Genomic DNA, 17,872 nt, shown 5'->3' on the forward strand with positions numbered 1-17,872 from the left:
TGTGGATATGTGGATAACTTCTGTGGATAATGTGTTTGTAAGGTGGGGAATATATGTGAATATCTTAATTATCTCAATCGGAAAATTAAAAGAAAAATATTTAAAACAAGGCATTGAAGAGTACTTAAAACGATTATCGGCCTATGCAAAAGTGGAGATTGTTGAGTTACCAGATGAAAAAGCACCGGAGAATTTAAGTGAAGCAGAAATGCAAATGGTAAAAGAAAAAGAGGGAATTCGTATCTTAGATAGAATTTCTGATGATACGCATGTAATTGCATTAGCAATTGAGGGAAAGCAAAAATCATCAGAAGAGTTTGCTGCAAACTTAGATCGCCTTGCTACATATGGAAAAAGTAAAGTGGCATTTGTTATTGGAGGATCGCTTGGGCTAAGCCAAGAAGTAATGAAGCGCTCTAATGAGTCATTGTCGTTTTCAAAAATGACGCTGCCTCATCAGTTGATGCGTTTGGTACTGGTAGAGCAGGTGTATAGAGCGTTTCGAATTAATCGTAATGAACCGTATCATAAGTAAATGAAGTTCTTTATTCAAGGGTATCAACTGAATGAAAGAGGGAAGAGAAATCAAGGAATAATGATTTCTCTTCTTTTTTGTTTTAAGACTTAAAAAGAATAAAAAATGGAACCCTTTTAGGTCGTTGCTAAAAAATGTGTAACTAAATTTGAATATTGAATTCAATCATCATCGCATCGGTTTTGTTTACTGTCATTTGTTTTTACGGTGTTTATGACAGTCAAAGCATTGAGAAAAGGAGTTATCACTGCATTGTTCTGAAACTCGTTCACATGGATTAAAGGTAGGATTAGTTAGAACCTCGTAGGGTCTCATCATGTCGTAATCTTCGTGCTCAAGAATGTGGCAGTGCCAAGGATAGGTTCCTGTAAATGGACCAAAACGTGCAATAATTCGGGTAACTTCTCCGGGATTGGCACGAACAGTATCTTTCCATCCTCTCTCATTTAAATCGGGTGGTATTGGCGGCCCTACTTTTAGGTTAGAACCATTTGGATCACCAGTAAATACAGCACGATTCAAAATTTGAAAATTGACGAGGTGCAAGTGAATCGGGTGAGTGTCTGGTGTCGTATTGTACAGCTCCCAAATCTCTATCGTTCCATTATACGGGGTTTCTGTAATGGGCTGATCCCACTCCATGTTATTTAATAATGGCATAGGGCGTCCAAAATTATCAGTAGCTTCAAGTAAAGTGTTTTTTCGTGTAATTACAGCATCCTGGGGATTTAGGTGCTCCAAGCAACTCAATTTTTGTGGAATTTTGCTTTTGTCAGGTCTGCAGCATGTTTGTTTGACGCGAAATTGCATAATCTGCCTTAGATCTTCAGAAGGACTTTCACCATCAGGGAATGGGGTTGGTGCGTCATTTGTTAAAATAATACTCTGACCGTTATGGTTTGAAAAATCTACAATGACATCGGCGCGTTCCGCAGGTGCAAGGATGATTTCGGACACTGGGACTGGTTTTTCCAAAAGTCCTCCATCCGTACCAATTTGGATAAAATTTTGCCCAGAGCTTAGCTGCATACGATAAAAACGAGAATTGGAGCCATTTAGAATGCGGAACCGGTATTTTCGTGGCTCAACTTCAAGATAAGGCCATACTTTTCCGTTGACTAAAATTGTGTTACCGAAAAATTCAGGGACGACTGATGGATTTGGTAATGTAGGATCGATTGGTGGCGGCGGCTGCGGGGCTGGGGGCGCCATATTTCCTGGTTGGGATGGATAGAATAGCTCACCATTGGCGTAGAACGAACGATCTTGGATGACTAGTGGAATTTCAAATTTTCCACTAGGAAGACACAATTTTTTCTCTTCTTCATCCCTGAGAAGATAGAAGCCCGCAAGGCCTGCATAAACGTTCAAACGAGTGATTCCAATGGCGTGATCATGATACCAAAGTGTTGTAGGACGTTGACAGTTTGGGTAGTAGTAGACTTTATTCACAAATGTCGGTCCAACGTTTTGAAAATCTCTTGTGAACCATGCCTCAGGATATCCATCACTTTCTGGACGAACCCGAGCTCCATGTAAATGGACAACCGTCCTAACAGGAGGTTTGTCTGGTTGCGCACCATGAACGGTTTGATCGACGGGCAGCAGGTGTTCAAAAGGTAATTTATTTTTCCATTTTACAAAAATAGGGTGATTTCTTTCTACTTCAAATGTTGGTCCAGGGTACATACCGTTGTAACCCCAGACGGTAGTCGGCGGCAAATCACGATGTAATTTTTGTTTGACTTGCTTCATCGCTACCTCATAGAATGGGATTCCATCATGGGTACCTTCTGGTTTTAAGACAGGAGGAATTGGTAATGCATCTACAAATTTTTTTAAAGACAATTAACTGCCTCCTTTTTAAAGAATCAAATATTGTTTGTTATATATAATATGAATTTAATTGAAGTGGGTATAGACGAATTTCTAATAGGAAATGAACGGAAAAGGATTGGGTTGTAAAAAAATAAAGAGTTTGGAACTATTTCCAAACCCTTTTTAGATTTAATCCTTCTTGAATATAACCCCACACTGAAACTGGGCTCATTATCATCTGGTAAATTAGAACATAAGCTAGAAACCCTAAATTATTTTTTCTTATTTTTAAGTCAAGATTTTTAAAAATGCGTTTTTGATATCGATACATAAAATAATTTTGTAAAATAGTTAAAGGTAAGACAAATAAGGTTGTAGGACCAACAATCCAATAGTGTCCAAAAAATGAAAGAATAAGACCTGGCAACCAACAGAAAGTATACACTGTATCCAAATACGGCATAATAATATTACATCCTGTGAGATAGCGTACGTAAGAAATAGGATGTTCCCATGGTTTTACTAATTTTAAGCCCTCTATCATCCCTCTTGCCCATCTGCTTCTTTGTCTGCAAAAATGCTCCAATGATTCTGGTACATCAGTAAAAGCGACAGCAAGCGGCTCAAAATAAACTCTCCAATTATTGGATAAAAACTTCCATGTTAATACAATATCTTCCCCAATAGCGTCTGGCCACCCTCCTACTGCACGAACGGAATCTGTTTTATAAAGTGAAAAAGCTCCTTGTGCTACTAGAGTGCCTTGAAATAGCCCTTGTAGTCGTTTAACGCTGGCAATTCCCAAAAAATAGTCCCATTCTTGAATCTTAGCTAAAAAACCACCACGGCTATTACGAACAAGTACACTGCCAGCAACTGCGCATACATCTTGTGGGGCCGACATCATTCGGGCAACAATATATCGAATGGCTGATTTATGTAGTAACGTATCTGCATCTAATGTAATTACAAGGTCTGTCTTTACATATGAGAAACCCGTATTCAAGGCATGGTTTTTGCCAGGAGTAGATTCATGAACAATTGTTACATCTAAATTAAATTTCTTCCCTGCAACCTTAGCCATTTCTGCGGTTTTATCTGTAGAGTTATTATCAATTACAATAATATTTACCTTTCCTTGATAATCCTGATTTGCAATATAGCGAATCGTATCCAGAATTCCTTTTTCTTCGTTCCAACATGCTATAAGTATAGTAAGGGGGGGGATTGGATTAGGATCTTTTAATGGGGGCTGTCTATCAAGTAATAAACTAGACACCATAAATGCGTTCATATAACCAGGTATATAGGCAATTCCTGCAATAATAAGAATAGCAAATGGGACAGTTATGAAGAAGCCCAAGTCTTTTACCCACGGTATAGAAAACCAAATAGATAAACACATCCATATGAACGCTACAATATGACTGATATAAAACTTACTTTTAATTGGGATATATAAATTTTTTGTTTCTTTAGGTTTCATATTTTGTAGAGTTTCCTGATTTGTCACTGGATCCATTTTATTTTCTCCTCTATCGATTTTATTTGAATAAACGTTTTATGTGAGGTATCCATGGTTTAAATATCGTAGATTATGGATATTAGGCATAATTGTATCAAGTTATTTCCAATATTTCTATATTCATTCTCTCTTATTATTTATATACCATATGAAAAGAAGACATTAACTAAGGTATTAGAATTAAATAGGTGTAAGATATTTAAACAGTTCTGGATTCAATAAGTAACTTAGACGAAGAAAATAGGTGGGGGATGAAGAAAAACTCCCACTGAGGGGAGTTTAATTTTATCAGATTTCTTATTTTTTGTTTCCAAAAGGTAGTCCAGATATGTAGCCAACTCCTCCGGTCTCCTGAATGCCTATGCCTTGTTTCATCGCTTCTTCTAATTTAGCTTTGTCGACGGCTGTAATTTGCTTGCCTTCCAGGTCTTCACCTGGATGCTGATAGTTACTTAAGACATAACGGAAGCCGTTAGCATCATCAACTGCTCTTAATCCTGTTGCTTCTGCACCAGCAGTAACTGAAAGGATTCTTGATAGTTGCTTAGTTTTAACGTTATAAGCCCATACAAAGTTATTTGTGTGCATGGAGCTGTCTTCTCCAATGAATAACGTGTTTAAATCATTTGAGAAGGTTAAGTTATCAGGATTTGCTACTTTGTCTGGTGCAGCTGTATTTCCGTAGGCATCTGGAGCTTTCAAATCTTCTCCAATAATAAGTCCTTTCATACTAGCGGGTACGAATTCGCTCTCGATGTGACGGCCGCTGTTATCTTTTTGCTCTTCGTTTAAGTCTATTTGCCAAGTTACGCCAGAATTAATAGCGGGTAGCTGAATATCGTCTTGAATGCTACCTTCTTGTTTTTGCATGCTGCCATTTTGATAGGACATAGCGATATACGCTTTTTTATCTTTCTCATTGACAGCGATTCCTTCCATTTTATTAAATTCAGATGTTGCACCTAATATAGCACCATATCTGCGAGATTCTAGGAATGCAGCTGCTTTTTCCATCCCAGGTTTTACTCTAAGGTACTCGACATTTTTATTTGCTGATGTTTTGATCGCCGTATAGCCAGCAGTAGGTTGAGTTGCTGTATCAAAAATATCACTGAACTTAACGCCTTTATCAATAATAGCTTTTATTTCCTTATCAGTTGAATGCCCCAGCTTAATCCATTCTAAATTTCCTGCACCGCCATTTTCAGTACTTGTTTGTTTAAATTTAGCTGCGTATAACGTTCCTGCAGAGAAATCTTTCTTTTTATCTGCCACATACATAAACATCATTGTATTTACGCCATCATCACCAAATATTGCTGTTTTATCATCGGGTAAAACTTGCATTAGTTCATGAGAAAATCTTCCTGTACTATAATGTTTGACAACGGAAGGTTCTCCTTGTGCATTGACGGAGATTTCAGGAATCCAGCCATAAAAATAAGGATTTGCTTTAGATTTATCACCAAAGTAGTAGTTAGCAAAGTTTGTAACAGCTTTATAAGAACTGGATGTAGGATCTTCAAATGAGCGTGCGTCAGGTTCATATTCTTCTGAGCCAAGATGAGTGTTCCAATCTGTTGTAGTCCCATTACATGGAGTCCAGAGACCATTTACGTTTGAAAAATCAATTTTTTTGGCGTTATTAACAGTTAGTTCGCCAGTTTTTTTATTTTGATCAACTTGTGTAAGAGTCATGGATGCCGGGAGGCCAGAAATTGAGTTTCCTGCATTATCTATTGAATCATATTCATAATGAGAGATAATGTAAGATTTTCCAGAAATCGTAATTAAACTATTGGAGTCAGGTGCATCAGAAATAAAATAAGAAGGTTTGTACGGAATACTTTTATCGACAATCGGATTCCCTTTTGCGTCAATAGGAGTGCCAGCGGGGATCATTTCGCCTTTATTTTTTACAATTTTATCTTTGGATAAAAAAAGAGATTTGTAATCAAGAGGAGTTTCTTTTACACTGCCGTCTTTATAGGTGACTTTCACCTTAGCTTCTGAATAAGTTTTGACCATGTTTTCAATAGTAGTTGGGGCTTTCATAGAAGTAAATTCTACGCGCTCTATTTGATTGTGTTTTTGAGACTTAGAATCATGATCAAAATCGGATGCGAAAGTCGGAACGGCAGCAGAAGCCATTATAGCCATAGAAAGACCAGCTGAAACTATTTTTTTCATAATAATTTGATTCCCCCTAAACTTTTGATAATTTTATTAAATCATTGAATTGTTAAGAGGGTATTAAGGAATATCCCTCAGTGTTGAGAATTTATTAAAGTAACAATAAATTTATATAATGATTTTTATCATAGCGTTAAGAATGTACCGATAGAAAGTGTATTTAAGCTGGCTTTTAATCAACCAATTACTCTTAAAGATGCTGCGAAAATCAGTGTAAAAGGCCCTGATGGTTTTCTAGAGATACACAATGAGGTAGTTGATGGTGTATTAACGATTAAACCGGAACTTTTTAAAGGAGATACAACATACACACTTACAATAAAAAAGGAAGCTGTATCAGGCTATTTAGGAATGCAGTTACCAAATGATATTGAAATGGAGTTTCAAACAGAAGGGGTACCAACAGGTTGGCAACAAATTAACGAAAAATGGTATTATTATTCTCCTATTACAGGTAAAGAAGTGACTGGCTGAAATCAGGTAATACATGGTATTACTTAAATGAAAGTGGCGCCATGGTAACAGGATGGTTAAGTCTAGATAATACGTGGTATTACTTCTATGGCAGTGGAGAAATGGCGTATAATACGAGGATAGATGGTTATAAATTAGGTTCGAATGGTGCATGGATAAGATAGAAGAGCTAATAAAGCTTAATTAAAATGGAAATGAGTTTATAAAATATTAAAAAGCAGGTAGTTTCAAAAGAAGTATGGAAACGGCCTGCTTTTCATTTTTGGATACAAGAAGTTATGATTTTATTTCATCCACTATTTTTTCTGCTAAACGTCGATACATATTACTCATGGTTACGAAAGATGTAAGCAATAAAAACTTCTCAAAATTTTCATTTTCGAAGATAGCAGTTTCTGCTTTCACTTCATCTACTCGATTGTTTACATCATTTTTAAAGTTTTTGATATTTGTTTCTGTTAGATGGAGGTAACCTTTATACAGAGCATCTAGTTCAAAATCGTCCTCGTGTACTAATTTTTCATTAATTTCAACTAATGAACTTTTTATGTCGTTAATAGAAAGTGCCCCTTTTAACTGATAAATTAAACTAATTAAGATTATATGCTCTTTAGAGTATTTTTTATTTTTAATAGGAAAAAACAGTTTTCCTTTTGCATAGTTGTTAATCATGGTTTTCGTTAGTACTTTTTCATCTTCATTTCTAGTTGTCATGTTGTAGCTATTTTCAAATAGCTGAACGACTTGATCTACATATAAATCTACATTAGGGATATCTTCAAGTGTAATTTTTTTTTCTAAATGTAATGTTTCTAGTAAATCTTTTATATTTTCCATATGAAACCCTCACTTTTATAGGAATGATGTAAATTTTTATGCTGTTGTGCCCACCTCAATGTTATGGGAAACAAGGTGAGGGCATATGCTCGGTTGGTTTAACTAATTATCAGTGGGTGATAAAAAATGCTCACTGATGGAAGCTTCACTTTATTAGTGATTATAACTTTCTGTGGTTATTCCTGTATATTTAATTATAGTATTATGAAACATATTACTTGTAAATGTTGACCTTTATAAATGATAGTTATATAATTACATGTAGTTATTAAAACTATGTGTGATTATATAGGGGGTTGTTAATGTGAATTCTTATGTGAGAGAACCGGTTAATGCATTTACGCATTTTGGAGGTGCAATTTTATCATTCGTCGCACTTCTTGCTATGTTAGTCAAAGTTTCTATAGAAATGCCGTCTGTCACTACAATTTCAGCAGTCATTTTGTTTGGGTTGGGGATGATGATTCTCTACGCTGCATCCACTGTATACCACATGGTTGTTGCAAGCAATCGTGTCATTTACTTTTTTAGAAAACTAGATCATTCCATGATTTTTGTTTTAATTGCAGGTACATATGCACCTTTTTGTTTAATTACGTTACAAGCCGAAAAAGGTTTGCTATTGTTCATATTGGTGTATGCAACCGCTGTGTGCGGAATTATTTTTAAAATGTTTTGGTTTAGTTGTCCTAGGTGGTTATCGACATCTATTTATCTTTTAATGGGATGGCTAATTATATTCTTTTTTGCTCCATTATCAGAAAATCTCAGTACAAATGGTCTCGTGCTATTGATACTAGGAGGGGTATTTTATACGATTGGCGGATTTATTTATGGTGCAAAACCGAAATGGTTGGAATTTAAATATATGGGTCATCATGAAATTTTTCATATTTTTGTGTTACTAGGTAGCCTTGCTCACTTTTTATGTGTTTACTTCTACGTAATTTAGTATTTGAATATAAATAAAAATTAATGTTCGATAAGAAACTTTACAGCTTAATGAATTTTTGTATATATGGGGAACATTTCAAATTACACATAAAAAACTCCTATCTAAGGAAAAAAGATAGGAGTTTTTTCGTTAAAAAGAGTCGTATTTTTATCCCGCTATTTGTGGAGGATTACTCCCTTCACTGATAGAAATGCCCTCTGATTGTAATGATTTTATAAATAAAGGTATTTTGTGGGTTATATACTATTTTTTTTAGCATTTATTTTTATAACGAATGCTGTTATTATATTGATATCGTTTTCATAAATTAATGCATACTTTTCATTTTGGAAGCGCTTAAGTGAAAATGTATTATCCGTTGTAAAATTTTTAAAATACAAGCAGTTCCTCTGCTACATGTTGTTGGAGAAGAGGAACTGCTTTTTATTGTTAAAACTATCAAAAAACGAATGTATAATGTAAGGAGGTATCGTTGTGAAAAACGGCTTTGTTTTTCACAAGAATATATATGGGTGATGTTGGATTATTACTTTCCGGTGCAACGCTCTTTTTAAACAGCCTTGTAATGCTAGGAAAAGCGGAAGAAAAGAGTATTGGTGTTTTTAATTTATTTGTAGGTATACTGCAAATTATTATTCCTTTTTATTTAATTGTAGTATCCGATCAAAGTAATTGGACAGTGTATTTATATGCAGCTACTTTTTTATTTGGTTTAACTTATTTATATGTAGGAGTTACCTTCATTGTAGGGTTAAAAGGTGATGGATTAGGCTGGTTTTCTCTTTGGGTAGCGATTATTGCATTATTTTACATGATTGTGGCTATTATACATTTTCATGATATCGTTAATGCGTTAACTTGGCTGATGTGGGCGTTTCTATGGTTTTTATTCTTTATCTCTAATGTACAGAAAAAGAATATCAATCATTATATTGGAAAAATAGCTTTTGTACAGTCATGGGTTACACTAACTTGTCCTGCTCTTCTTTCCTTGGTAGGTGTATGGGGAAATTCTTATGTATATAACTTATGGATATGTATATCGATTCTTTCGATTATATATTTCTGTGTTTGTACGTTTAAGGTGAAGGGAAATGTAAATGCTGTTCATAAAAATATAGATACGCACACGAGCTATTAATCAATAGCTTTAAGTGGGCGCCTTATAACCTTCTTATGAATTAATGAGTGTGAAATGAAAAGTTAATTCATGAGAGGGATTTTTTTGTCCTCTTTTTAACCTTGTTACAATTCAGAAAAATTTAATTATTACACATTATCTTTACTATATAAAAAGAAAAGATTTACAATAAGGGAGGTTATATTTACCAATATTTAAAATTATGGGACGAGGGATGGATAGAATGAAAAAGATAATTTCTCGCTGTTTAGTAACTGCAGCGTGTGTAATTGGGTTTTCACAAACCCCTGCTTTTGCAGCGGAAAAAAATGAAGTTCCTAAATTACAAATACCAGTAATGAGTGACACACATATTTCTGGTGCAAATCAAGCTGATAATTTTGCTAAGGCATTACAGGAGTATAAGGAATTAGCTCCTAACTATAAAGCTTTGGCTGTTGTTGGTGATCTAACAGATCAGGGACTTGATTCGCAGTATGATGAATTTAATAGAATTTTAAATACGAATATGAACCCAAATGCGGAAAAAGTGCTTTCAATTGGGAATCATGAGTTATTTGAAATGAGATTTTGGCCTAAGCCTTGGATTACGAATAAAACATTAACAGATCGATTTGTTAATAAAACAGGCATGTCGGGTGTTTATTATGATAAATGGATAGAAGGGTATCATTTTATTTCACTTGGCGGAGAAGAAATGAACGAGAATGATTATGCGATCATTTCTGATGCACAGTACAAATGGTTAGAAAAAACATTATCAGTTCAAGCTGACCCGAAAAAGCCAATATTTGTTTTTTTACATCAACCTATTGATGATACAGTATATGGTAGTGATGAGTGGGGCGGTGGCCTAAGAGATGGTAGATTAGCTAATTTATTAAAAAAATACCCGCAAGTAATTTTATTCTCTGGTCATTTACATTATATGGCTGATCATGCAAAAACGGCATATCAAGATGGATTCACGATGGTGAATACAAGTTCAATTGCCAATACTTTGTATGAAGGTGGGTATGGTCCAGATAAATCTTCACAAGGACTACTTGTTAATGTTTATGATGATAAAGTAGAAATAAAAGCAAGAGAGTTTAGTAATCATACATGGGTTAATTCATATACAATAAAAGTACCTTACGAGAAGACCATTGATGATACAGAAAAACCTGTCTTTCAGGATCATGCGAATATAAAAGTTGAAAATATAGTCGGAGATGAAATGACGATTTCGTGGGATCCTGCAATTGATAATACGCAAATTGATAAATACTACATTAAACAAGACGGTAAAAAGATACAAACTACATATGTGAAGTTTTGGGATAAAAACGCAAAAAATAACAGGGTTTCGGCAACCATTCCAAATATAAAGCCTAATACGAATTATCAATTTGAAATTGTAGCAGTAGATGCATGGGGCAATGAATCTAGTAATTCTTTAACTATTCAAGGTACGGCAACAAAACAAGCAGGCTGGATCCAAAGGGATGGAAAATGGTATTACTTAGATGAAGCCACTGGTGAAAAGAAAACAGGTTGGGTTCAATCTGATGGAAAATGGTACTACTTAGATAAAGATGGAGTTATGCAAACAGGCTGGGTTGAGCAAACTTGGAAGTGGTATTATTTAGGACAAGATGGAGCGATGAAAACAGGTTGGATTCAATCTGATGGGAAATGGTATTATGCTACGGATACAGGTATGATGCAAACAGGTTGGCTTAACTTGAATGGAAAATGGTACTATTTTGCAGGGAACGGAGCTATGCAAACGGGTGTACTTTCATATGGAAGTTCTAAGTATTATTTAGACAAAAATGGGGTTATGCAAACAGGCTGGGTAAAAGAAGGGAACATGAGATACTACCTAGACAGTAATGGAATGATGCAAACGGGTTGGATCCAAGATGGTAATACGAAATATTACTTAGATAGCAGCGGATTAGTGAAAGCAGGTTGGTTACGGATTGAAGGTACATGGTATTACTTAGACAGTAATGGAGCAGTAAAAACAGGCTGGTTACAAAGTGGGAATACGTGGTACTACTTAGATAAAGACGGAGCGATGAAAACAGGTTGGCTACAAAGCGGAAATACGTGGTACTACTTAGATAAAGATGGGGCGATGAAAACAGGCTGGCTGCAAAGCGGAAACAGTTGGTACTATTTAGCTGGTAGTGGCGCAATGCAAATAGGTTGGCTGGAAATAAACGGAAAATACTATTACTTTGATTATACAGGTGTATGGCGTCCATAAAAAGTATCTTAATAGTTTAGAATATATTATGTAAGGGAGAAAAGAATGAATAACATTCTTTTCTTTTTTTATTTCAAATTAAAGATGGTAAGATTCCTAGCTCACAAAGGATATATAGGATTAAGCATGGCTTGCATAAGGAAATGAAATAAAAAGCATTTCATTTCCTTATGTAATAATATGGTAAAATAGAAACAATAGGTTGAATTACAAATTGATTTTGAGAAAAGAGAGGTTGAGTATATTTGAAGAAGTGTATTCTCAATTTATTTTTCGCATGTATTGTAATACTATTTCCATTACATACATTAGCAGATACAATCGGGGGAAAATCTGCTAAAACAATCAGTCCTAATAATGGAACGGCACAAAAACAGAGATGGATTGAAGAGTAAAGTAAAAGGTACTATTACGAAAATAATGTACTTGTAAAAAGCTGATTTGAATGGAAGTAAGTTTTATTTACACCCTGAAACAGGTGTAATGCAAACGGGGTGGATAAAAGATGGAAGTTTCACCTTATATGAATGAGCTTTTTATAAAGATAGCAAACTATTAATAGAAACAGATTTTTATTAATAGTTTGCTTTTTTATGTTACATTGATTTAGATAACATATTTTTAATTGGAATTTACCAGTAAAACTTTTTGTTCAGTTTACAAGAATTCGTTCTGAAAGTACCTTTTATATTGTAAAATGAAATTAGTATGAATTATAAGGACAGGAGAGATTAAGCTTCGATTATGCAAATGAAAAACCTGTTTCAAAGTAAAGGATTTCAGAGGTTAGTTATATTAGGGTTACTTGTGCTTGTGTTATATGGGTTGAAAAGTATGTTTAATTTAATCTTAATTACATTTATTTTTACGTATTTAATGGACCGGTTTCAAAAATTTATCTCTCGCAAGCTGGAACATTTTTTACCGATTAATAGAAAAATAATTATTGCATTTCTATACATAACATTAGTTAGTGGGATTGTTATCACATTATACAAATATGTACCAGTTCTAATGATACAAATTACACAGCTCGTGTATCAGTTTAATGTATTTGTACGAAATCCACCTGATAATGAAATAATTAGATATTTAGTTTCTGCAATTGATCATATAGAATTATCAAAGTATGTCAATCAAGGCGTGAACATCATTTATAGTTCGTTAGCAAACATTGGGAAAGTAAGCTTGCAAGTTTTACTTTCACTCATTTTAAGCTTATTTTTCTTGCTAGAAAAATCAAGAATTGTTGCGTTTACATCAAAGTTTAAAGGCAGTAAAGTGGCTGTTTTTTACAATGAAATTGAATATTTTGGAAGGAAATTTGCTCGCTCATTTGGAAAAGTGATTGAAGCACAATTCCTCATTGCTATTGTAAATTGTGTGTTGTCTGTTATCGCGCTTTGGATTTTAGGTTTTCCGCAGTTGCTCGGATTAGCTTTAATGATTTTCTTATTGGGTTTAATTCCTGTTGCGGGTGTAATTATTTCACTATTCCCTCTTTGTATAATTGCTTACAATATCGGTGGCATGGTATATGTCTTATACATTTTAATTATGGTGGCAGTCATTCATGCAATTGAAAGTTATTTCTTAAATCCAAAGTTTATGTCAGAGAAAACAAATTTACCTATTTTTTATACATTCATGATTTTAATTTTCTCTGAACATTTCTTAGGGGTTTGGGGATTAATTATAGGGATCCCAATCTTTATGTTTTTACTAGATGTGCTTGAAGTAACGAGTGATGAGAAAGAAGAGCCTGTAAATGGGAAATAAATAACTGTTAAACAAAAGGCATCCGTTTCCGATGCTTTTTTGTTTATCCCGCTATTAGCCGGGCTACTCCAAGGCCTCGAGAAAATAAGGAAGGTAGGTGTGGGATAACTGCTGGCATGCGCTCGCTCGGTTAGCGAGAGTTTTCTATCAGCAGGGGAGGAAAAAAGCTCTCACTGATGGAAGTTCCACTTTATAATTTATACTTCAATATGCCATACTGTAAGAAAAAGATAGAGGGGTGAAGAAATGGCTGTAAACGAGAAATATGAACTTGCAACATTTGCTGGAGGATGTTTTTGGTGTATGGTATCGCCATTTGAAGAGATGAATGGCATTATAGAGGTTGTGTCTGGGTATACAGGTGGTCATAAGGAAAATCCAACGTATAAAGAAGTTTGTTCAGAGACAACGGGACATTATGAAGCCGTACAAATTACTTTTGATCCGAATCGTATGCCATATGAACAATTACTGCACTTATATTGGCAACAAATTGATCCAACCGATGCTGGGGGCCAATTTCATGATCGCGGACAATCATATGAAACAGTCATTTTTTATCATAGTGAAGAACAGCGTGAAAAGGCCGAAGCATCTAAACTTGATTTAGAACAAAGTGGGCGATTTTCAAAGCCAATTGTCACGAAAATTTTACCGGCTACAACATTCTATCTTGCTGAAGAATATCATCAAGGTTATCATAAAAAAAATTCGTTTCGATATGCATTATATCGTCAAGGATCTGGGCGTGATGCATTTATAAAACAACATTGGCCCAAGGATAATTCTCATTTAAAAGAAAGCTTAACAGAGATGCAATTTTATGTTACGCAAGAAAATGGTACAGAACCGCCTTTTCAAAATGAATATTGGAACCATAAAGAAGAAGGTATTTACGTTGATATTGTTTCAGGAGAACCTTTATTTAGTTCATTAGATAAATTTGATAGTGGTTGTGGATGGCCCAGTTTTACAAAACCGATGTTATCAGCAAGTATAAAAGAGAAAATGGATGTAAGCCATAATATGACGAGAACGGAAGTGCGCAGCAAAGATGCGGATTCTCATTTAGGACATGTATTCCCGGATGGCCCAGGACCAAATGGTTTACGCTATTGTATTAACTCTGCTGCACTGCGCTTTATTCCTAAAGAGGATTTAGAAAAAGAAGGATACGGGGATTTTCTAATTTTATTTGGAAATAAAAAATAATCTCATTTTGAGGTTATTTTTTTTGTTTAATTTCTGTATAAAACCCATAATTAATGGAAAAAGGTAAAGTTAACATCGGTAACTATAATTATTATTTTAGTAGTAACGGTGCAATGCAAACGGATTGGTTTTTAAGAGGTAAATATTGAAATTATGTACTTCCAAATGGTGTATTAAAGACAGGTTGGTTAAATGATGGACGGGAGGTACTAATTTAACGGGAAATGAAAACACCCACTTTCTTAATATTAGTAAGAAAATGGGTGTTTCGTATTGTTTTAGAGTCATATTATTTTTTTGATATGAACATCTTTTGTATCAATTGATGAGTAATGTATATACCATAGCTTTGAATAATGAAAAAACTCGGGATGATGAAATAACGGTATCTTGTTTGCACTTCAATTAGGAAATGAACGCATACATACCCAATAATAAGAAGTAAGAATAAGGTATATTGAAGATTTTTTTCTTTTTGTACAAGCAAAGATAGTAATCCAACCAGGCCAAATAGCATAGTGGCAACGTATATGTATTTCTCATATTCCATAGATTTATCTTTTAAATTCTCTTTATTTAGCTGACCTAAGCTCCAGTAACCAGAAGCATCAATATCTCCCCACATATAGGCGAATTTATCTCCAAAGAGCTCTAACACTTTTTCCTTATCTGCAAGTCGTTCTTTAATGATCTTCTTTTCTTCTACTGTCCGTTCTTCACCTATCTCTAGGCTCATAACACGATTTGCATCTTCAGTTGAGTATGTTCCTTTTGTTTCGTAATTAAAGCCCAATACAAACTTCCAAAGAGGATCACGATTTGATAAAGGATACTTTGTAATTCCTGCTGCCATAAAAGATGCACTTATAAGATAATGAACAGTATAGAAGACAATGATGATACCAACAAATTTCTTTGTTGTGTTGAACATTGTTTGTTTATCTTTTCCAAGAAAGCCATCAAGGAAGAGGTAAATTGCTACTGCTAATAAAATGAGCATACCTAGAGGACGCATTACATCGCCAAATGATAGAATAGCTCCTATGAAAGTCCACATATACTTACTACTTAATCCTTTTGTTACTAATAAGTAGAAGCCTAAATAAAATAGAAATGTGGCAAGATGTTGATTGGTTAATATAGAACTCATGACAATGCTCGGAATATAGAAGGCATATAAGATCCCAGCAATACGCCCAGACCACTCATTAAAAACTTTTGATGTAATGCCGTATACAAATAGTGTAGTTCCTGTGCAATACAAGATATTTAAAAGCTTTAAGATGAACGTACTGTCACCAAATAATTTTACAACAAAAGCTTCATACATTGTAAATCCTAGTTGATACACCCATGTGGTGTAGTAGGAGGAAGTTGTAAAACTAAAATCGCCTTTAGCAGCTTGTACAGCACTCTCATACATGACTGCAAAGTCAGATTCAAGAGGTGTAGGGATCTTAATAATCCAAATAAATCGAATCGTAAAAGCGCAAACTATTAATAAAAGAATAAAAGTAACCCGAGAGAGAAATTTATTAGCGAGGTAACTTAGTAAGATGAGTAGAGCCATAATGGATATAATAATGGGTCCACTTATAAGGGTTCTAACTTGTAAAACCTCTTTTATAGCCCAATAAGAGTTCCATATAGCAAAGGCAAAAATGATAAGACACAATACAATTAAGAATTTTCCTAACAAATGGCTTAATCGGCTCCATCGTATATTTAACATAGATTTTTTGACACTCCTTATCACCGTGAGTTTCTAAGGTAAATCAATTACTTACATTCTTAGCGGTATGTGTAAAAAAGTATACATATATAAGGATACTGTTTTTTTATAGTCAGGAAAAATGTTTTTCAAAAAAGGGCTTGAAGTCACATAGTCTTTTACTTACAGTTCTGTTTTATATAACGTCTATCGTTGAGAGGGTATTAGCGGTACAAATGTGAAAATAGGCTGTTAAGAAAAAACTCCCAACAGCCTACGCATATAGTAAATTTCATTTACGATTATTTGTGTACTTATGGAACAAGTTTGTTTAGAACTGGGGTCTTTTTCAAAACCCATGCAATCATGGTACTTATGACTAATGTAATGATCACCTTACAAGGGATAGAGAAGATTGGGTGCATTGTATTTCCAATAGTTTGGAACAGATTATGTTCAAAAACAACAAGTATAAGCATGTGAACAAGATAAATACCAAAGCTTGTTTCATTGATGATATTTCCGATAGGAGATAGACGCTCTTTTCTGCGTGATATGTTGTATTTTCCAAAGATGAACAGTCCTATTGACACGAGTAATACGTTAGGTGAGAAATATTCATACCAGTATTCATCCAGTTGCCCACCGGCTTTTCTTGTATAGTAATACGTTAATGCAAATGTAGCAAATATCCCTAGTAGCCCCCCTATATAAGCTAATTTTCTCCATCTTGGTGTGATTTCGTAATTTGCTAAATAGTATCCTAGGATAAAATAACCTACATAATTTGATACATAATATAATTCAACGTTAAAGCTATAACCAAAGGAATGATTCATCCATTTTACAATAATAGATGCATAGAGCCAAAGAAGTAGAAAATATTGAATATCTTTTCGAGAAGCATGCTTCACAAAAATTTTCACTAATGGTGTAATCAAATATAAACCTATTATCATATAAAGGAACCATAGATGGTAGCTAATACCATTCTTTAGGAATGCTTTTATGAAAGTTTTAATAGAAAAATCAAAAGCACCGCGGAAATACCACCAGTATATGAAGTAAATAATACTCCATCCAATTAAAGGAATAAATACTTTATTTACACGTTTCCAAAGAAATTGCTTGTATTCAATGTCCTTCGAACCGCTTAATAATAATGCACCGCTAATCATAACAAACATAGGAACAGTGAAGCGCGAGAGGCTTTCAAATAGATTTCCTACTAGCCAGAATGACTGGTCATGATCATATAAATTCATTGTTACAACTGAGGCAGAAACATGGATTGTGATAACAGCGATTGTGGCAATAATGCGTAACCAATCCAGATATACAACTCGTTTCATAACTTTACTCCTCCAAATAAATTTTATCTTTAAAATAGCGATTATTCATTAAGTATAAATGTAGCATAAAATAGTCTCATTTC

16 protein-coding genes are annotated in these 17,872 nt (G+C 34.3%); 10 read left to right on the forward strand and 6 right to left on the reverse strand.

Annotation, left to right across the window (positions count from 1 at the left end):
* Positions 1-55 precede the first annotated feature (55 nt).
* Positions 56-535, forward strand: coding sequence for a 23S rRNA (pseudouridine(1915)-N(3))-methyltransferase RlmH (rlmH, locus tag AB1279_RS00495; RefSeq protein WP_336482056.1), 480 nt, complete (start codon positions 56-58; stop codon positions 533-535).
* A 192-nt stretch (positions 536-727) separates the two neighbouring features.
* Here the strand turns inward: rlmH and AB1279_RS00500 are convergent, their stop codons facing one another.
* The 3 genes from AB1279_RS00500 to AB1279_RS00510 all read right to left on the reverse strand — a co-directional run bounded on the left by AB1279_RS00500 (position 728) and on the right by AB1279_RS00510 (position 6,068).
* Positions 728-2,383, reverse strand: coding sequence for a multicopper oxidase family protein (locus AB1279_RS00500; RefSeq protein ID WP_429757472.1), 1,656 nt, complete (start codon positions 2,381-2,383; stop codon positions 728-730).
* Positions 2,384-2,519: 136 nt separating this feature from the next.
* Positions 2,520-3,875: a glycosyltransferase family 2 protein gene (locus AB1279_RS00505; RefSeq protein WP_429757473.1), complete on the reverse strand. Its 1,356-nt coding sequence runs from the start codon at positions 3,873-3,875 to the stop codon at positions 2,520-2,522.
* A gap of 300 nt (positions 3,876-4,175) precedes the next feature.
* Positions 4,176-6,068, reverse strand: a complete 1,893-nt coding sequence (locus AB1279_RS00510; protein ID WP_429757474.1) for a PhoX family protein — start codon at positions 6,066-6,068, stop codon at positions 4,176-4,178.
* A 150-nt stretch (positions 6,069-6,218) separates the two neighbouring features.
* Here AB1279_RS00510 and AB1279_RS00515 point away from each other — a divergent pair, with 150 nt between their 5' ends.
* Both AB1279_RS00515 and AB1279_RS00520 read left to right on the forward strand, forming a co-directional pair.
* A complete protein-coding gene (locus AB1279_RS00515; protein WP_429761258.1) occupies positions 6,219-6,545 on the forward strand; it encodes a hypothetical protein in 327 nt (108 codons plus the stop codon).
* A complete protein-coding gene (locus AB1279_RS00520) occupies positions 6,542-6,709 on the forward strand; it encodes a hypothetical protein (RefSeq protein ID WP_429761259.1) in 168 nt (55 codons plus the stop codon). Before AB1279_RS00515 ends, AB1279_RS00520 begins: the two co-directional genes overlap by 4 nt.
* Before the next feature lie 112 nt (positions 6,710-6,821).
* On the opposite strand, the gene AB1279_RS00525 is transcribed toward AB1279_RS00520, so the two are convergent.
* Positions 6,822-7,382, reverse strand: coding sequence for a DUF1836 domain-containing protein (locus tag AB1279_RS00525; RefSeq protein WP_429757475.1), 561 nt, complete (start codon positions 7,380-7,382; stop codon positions 6,822-6,824).
* A 304-nt stretch (positions 7,383-7,686) separates the two neighbouring features.
* Here AB1279_RS00525 and trhA point away from each other — a divergent pair, with 304 nt between their 5' ends.
* From trhA to AB1279_RS00560, 7 genes are all read left to right on the forward strand, one after another.
* The gene (gene trhA, locus AB1279_RS00530) at positions 7,687-8,334 is read left to right on the forward strand and encodes a PAQR family membrane homeostasis protein TrhA (RefSeq protein ID WP_429757476.1); all 648 of its coding nucleotides are present in this window, start codon (positions 7,687-7,689) and stop codon (positions 8,332-8,334) included.
* 511 nt (positions 8,335-8,845) lie between these two features.
* Positions 8,846-9,478: an AmiS/UreI family transporter gene (locus AB1279_RS00535; protein ID WP_429757477.1), complete on the forward strand. Its 633-nt coding sequence runs from the start codon at positions 8,846-8,848 to the stop codon at positions 9,476-9,478.
* A 223-nt stretch (positions 9,479-9,701) separates the two neighbouring features.
* Positions 9,702-11,735: a fibronectin type III domain-containing protein gene (locus tag AB1279_RS00540; protein WP_429757478.1), complete on the forward strand. Its 2,034-nt coding sequence runs from the start codon at positions 9,702-9,704 to the stop codon at positions 11,733-11,735.
* A 245-nt stretch (positions 11,736-11,980) separates the two neighbouring features.
* On the forward strand, positions 11,981-12,130 hold the full coding sequence (locus tag AB1279_RS00545; RefSeq protein ID WP_429757479.1) for a hypothetical protein: 150 nt from the start codon (positions 11,981-11,983) through the stop codon (positions 12,128-12,130).
* A gap of 349 nt (positions 12,131-12,479) precedes the next feature.
* Positions 12,480-13,514 carry an AI-2E family transporter gene (locus AB1279_RS00550; RefSeq protein WP_429757480.1) on the forward strand — a complete coding sequence of 345 codons (1,035 nt, stop codon included), beginning with the start codon at positions 12,480-12,482 and terminating at the stop codon, positions 13,512-13,514.
* Positions 13,515-13,760: 246 nt separating this feature from the next.
* Complete coding sequence (msrB, locus tag AB1279_RS00555) at positions 13,761-14,726, forward strand: peptide-methionine (R)-S-oxide reductase MsrB (RefSeq protein WP_429757481.1); 966 nt, start codon at positions 13,761-13,763, stop codon at positions 14,724-14,726.
* A 53-nt stretch (positions 14,727-14,779) separates the two neighbouring features.
* Positions 14,780-14,875, forward strand: coding sequence for a hypothetical protein (locus AB1279_RS00560; protein ID WP_429757482.1), 96 nt, complete (start codon positions 14,780-14,782; stop codon positions 14,873-14,875).
* A gap of 140 nt (positions 14,876-15,015) precedes the next feature.
* Here the strand turns inward: AB1279_RS00560 and AB1279_RS00565 are convergent, their stop codons facing one another.
* Together AB1279_RS00565 and AB1279_RS00570 are read right to left on the reverse strand one after the other, a co-directional pair.
* Positions 15,016-16,458, reverse strand: a complete 1,443-nt coding sequence (locus tag AB1279_RS00565; RefSeq protein ID WP_429757483.1) for an ArnT family glycosyltransferase — start codon at positions 16,456-16,458, stop codon at positions 15,016-15,018.
* Positions 16,459-16,751: 293 nt separating this feature from the next.
* Positions 16,752-17,789, reverse strand: coding sequence for an acyltransferase (locus AB1279_RS00570; protein ID WP_429752934.1), 1,038 nt, complete (start codon positions 17,787-17,789; stop codon positions 16,752-16,754).
* Between the last annotated feature and the right edge of the window lie 83 nt (positions 17,790-17,872).

The sequence above is a fragment of the Bacillus sp. S14(2024) genome (assembly GCF_050473785.1).
GTDB lineage: Bacteria > Bacillota > Bacilli > Bacillales > Bacillaceae_G > Bacillus_A > Bacillus_A yunxiaonensis.

Excerpts from the sequence above, each read along its gene's own strand:
- AB1279_RS00505 (WP_429757473.1), bottom strand. The coding sequence starts at position 3,875 with ATGGATCCAGTGACAAATCAGGAAACTCTACAAAATATGAAACCTAAA.
- AB1279_RS00510 (WP_429757474.1), bottom strand. The coding sequence starts at position 6,068 with ATGAAAAAAATAGTTTCAGCTGGTCTTTCTATGGCTATAATGGCTTCT.
- AB1279_RS00525 (WP_429757475.1), bottom strand. The coding sequence starts at position 7,382 with ATGGAAAATATAAAAGATTTACTAGAAACATTACATTTAGAAAAAAAA.
- AB1279_RS00535 (WP_429757477.1), top strand. The coding sequence starts at position 8,846 with ATGGGTGATGTTGGATTATTACTTTCCGGTGCAACGCTCTTTTTAAAC.
- AB1279_RS00540 (WP_429757478.1), top strand. The coding sequence starts at position 9,702 with ATGAAAAAGATAATTTCTCGCTGTTTAGTAACTGCAGCGTGTGTAATT.
- AB1279_RS00550 (WP_429757480.1), top strand. The coding sequence starts at position 12,480 with ATGCAAATGAAAAACCTGTTTCAAAGTAAAGGATTTCAGAGGTTAGTT.
- msrB (WP_429757481.1), top strand. The coding sequence starts at position 13,761 with ATGGCTGTAAACGAGAAATATGAACTTGCAACATTTGCTGGAGGATGT.
- AB1279_RS00560 (WP_429757482.1), top strand. The coding sequence starts at position 14,780 with ATGGAAAAAGGTAAAGTTAACATCGGTAACTATAATTATTATTTTAGT.
- AB1279_RS00565 (WP_429757483.1), bottom strand. The coding sequence starts at position 16,458 with ATGTTAAATATACGATGGAGCCGATTAAGCCATTTGTTAGGAAAATTC.
- AB1279_RS00570 (WP_429752934.1), bottom strand. The coding sequence starts at position 17,789 with ATGAAACGAGTTGTATATCTGGATTGGTTACGCATTATTGCCACAATC.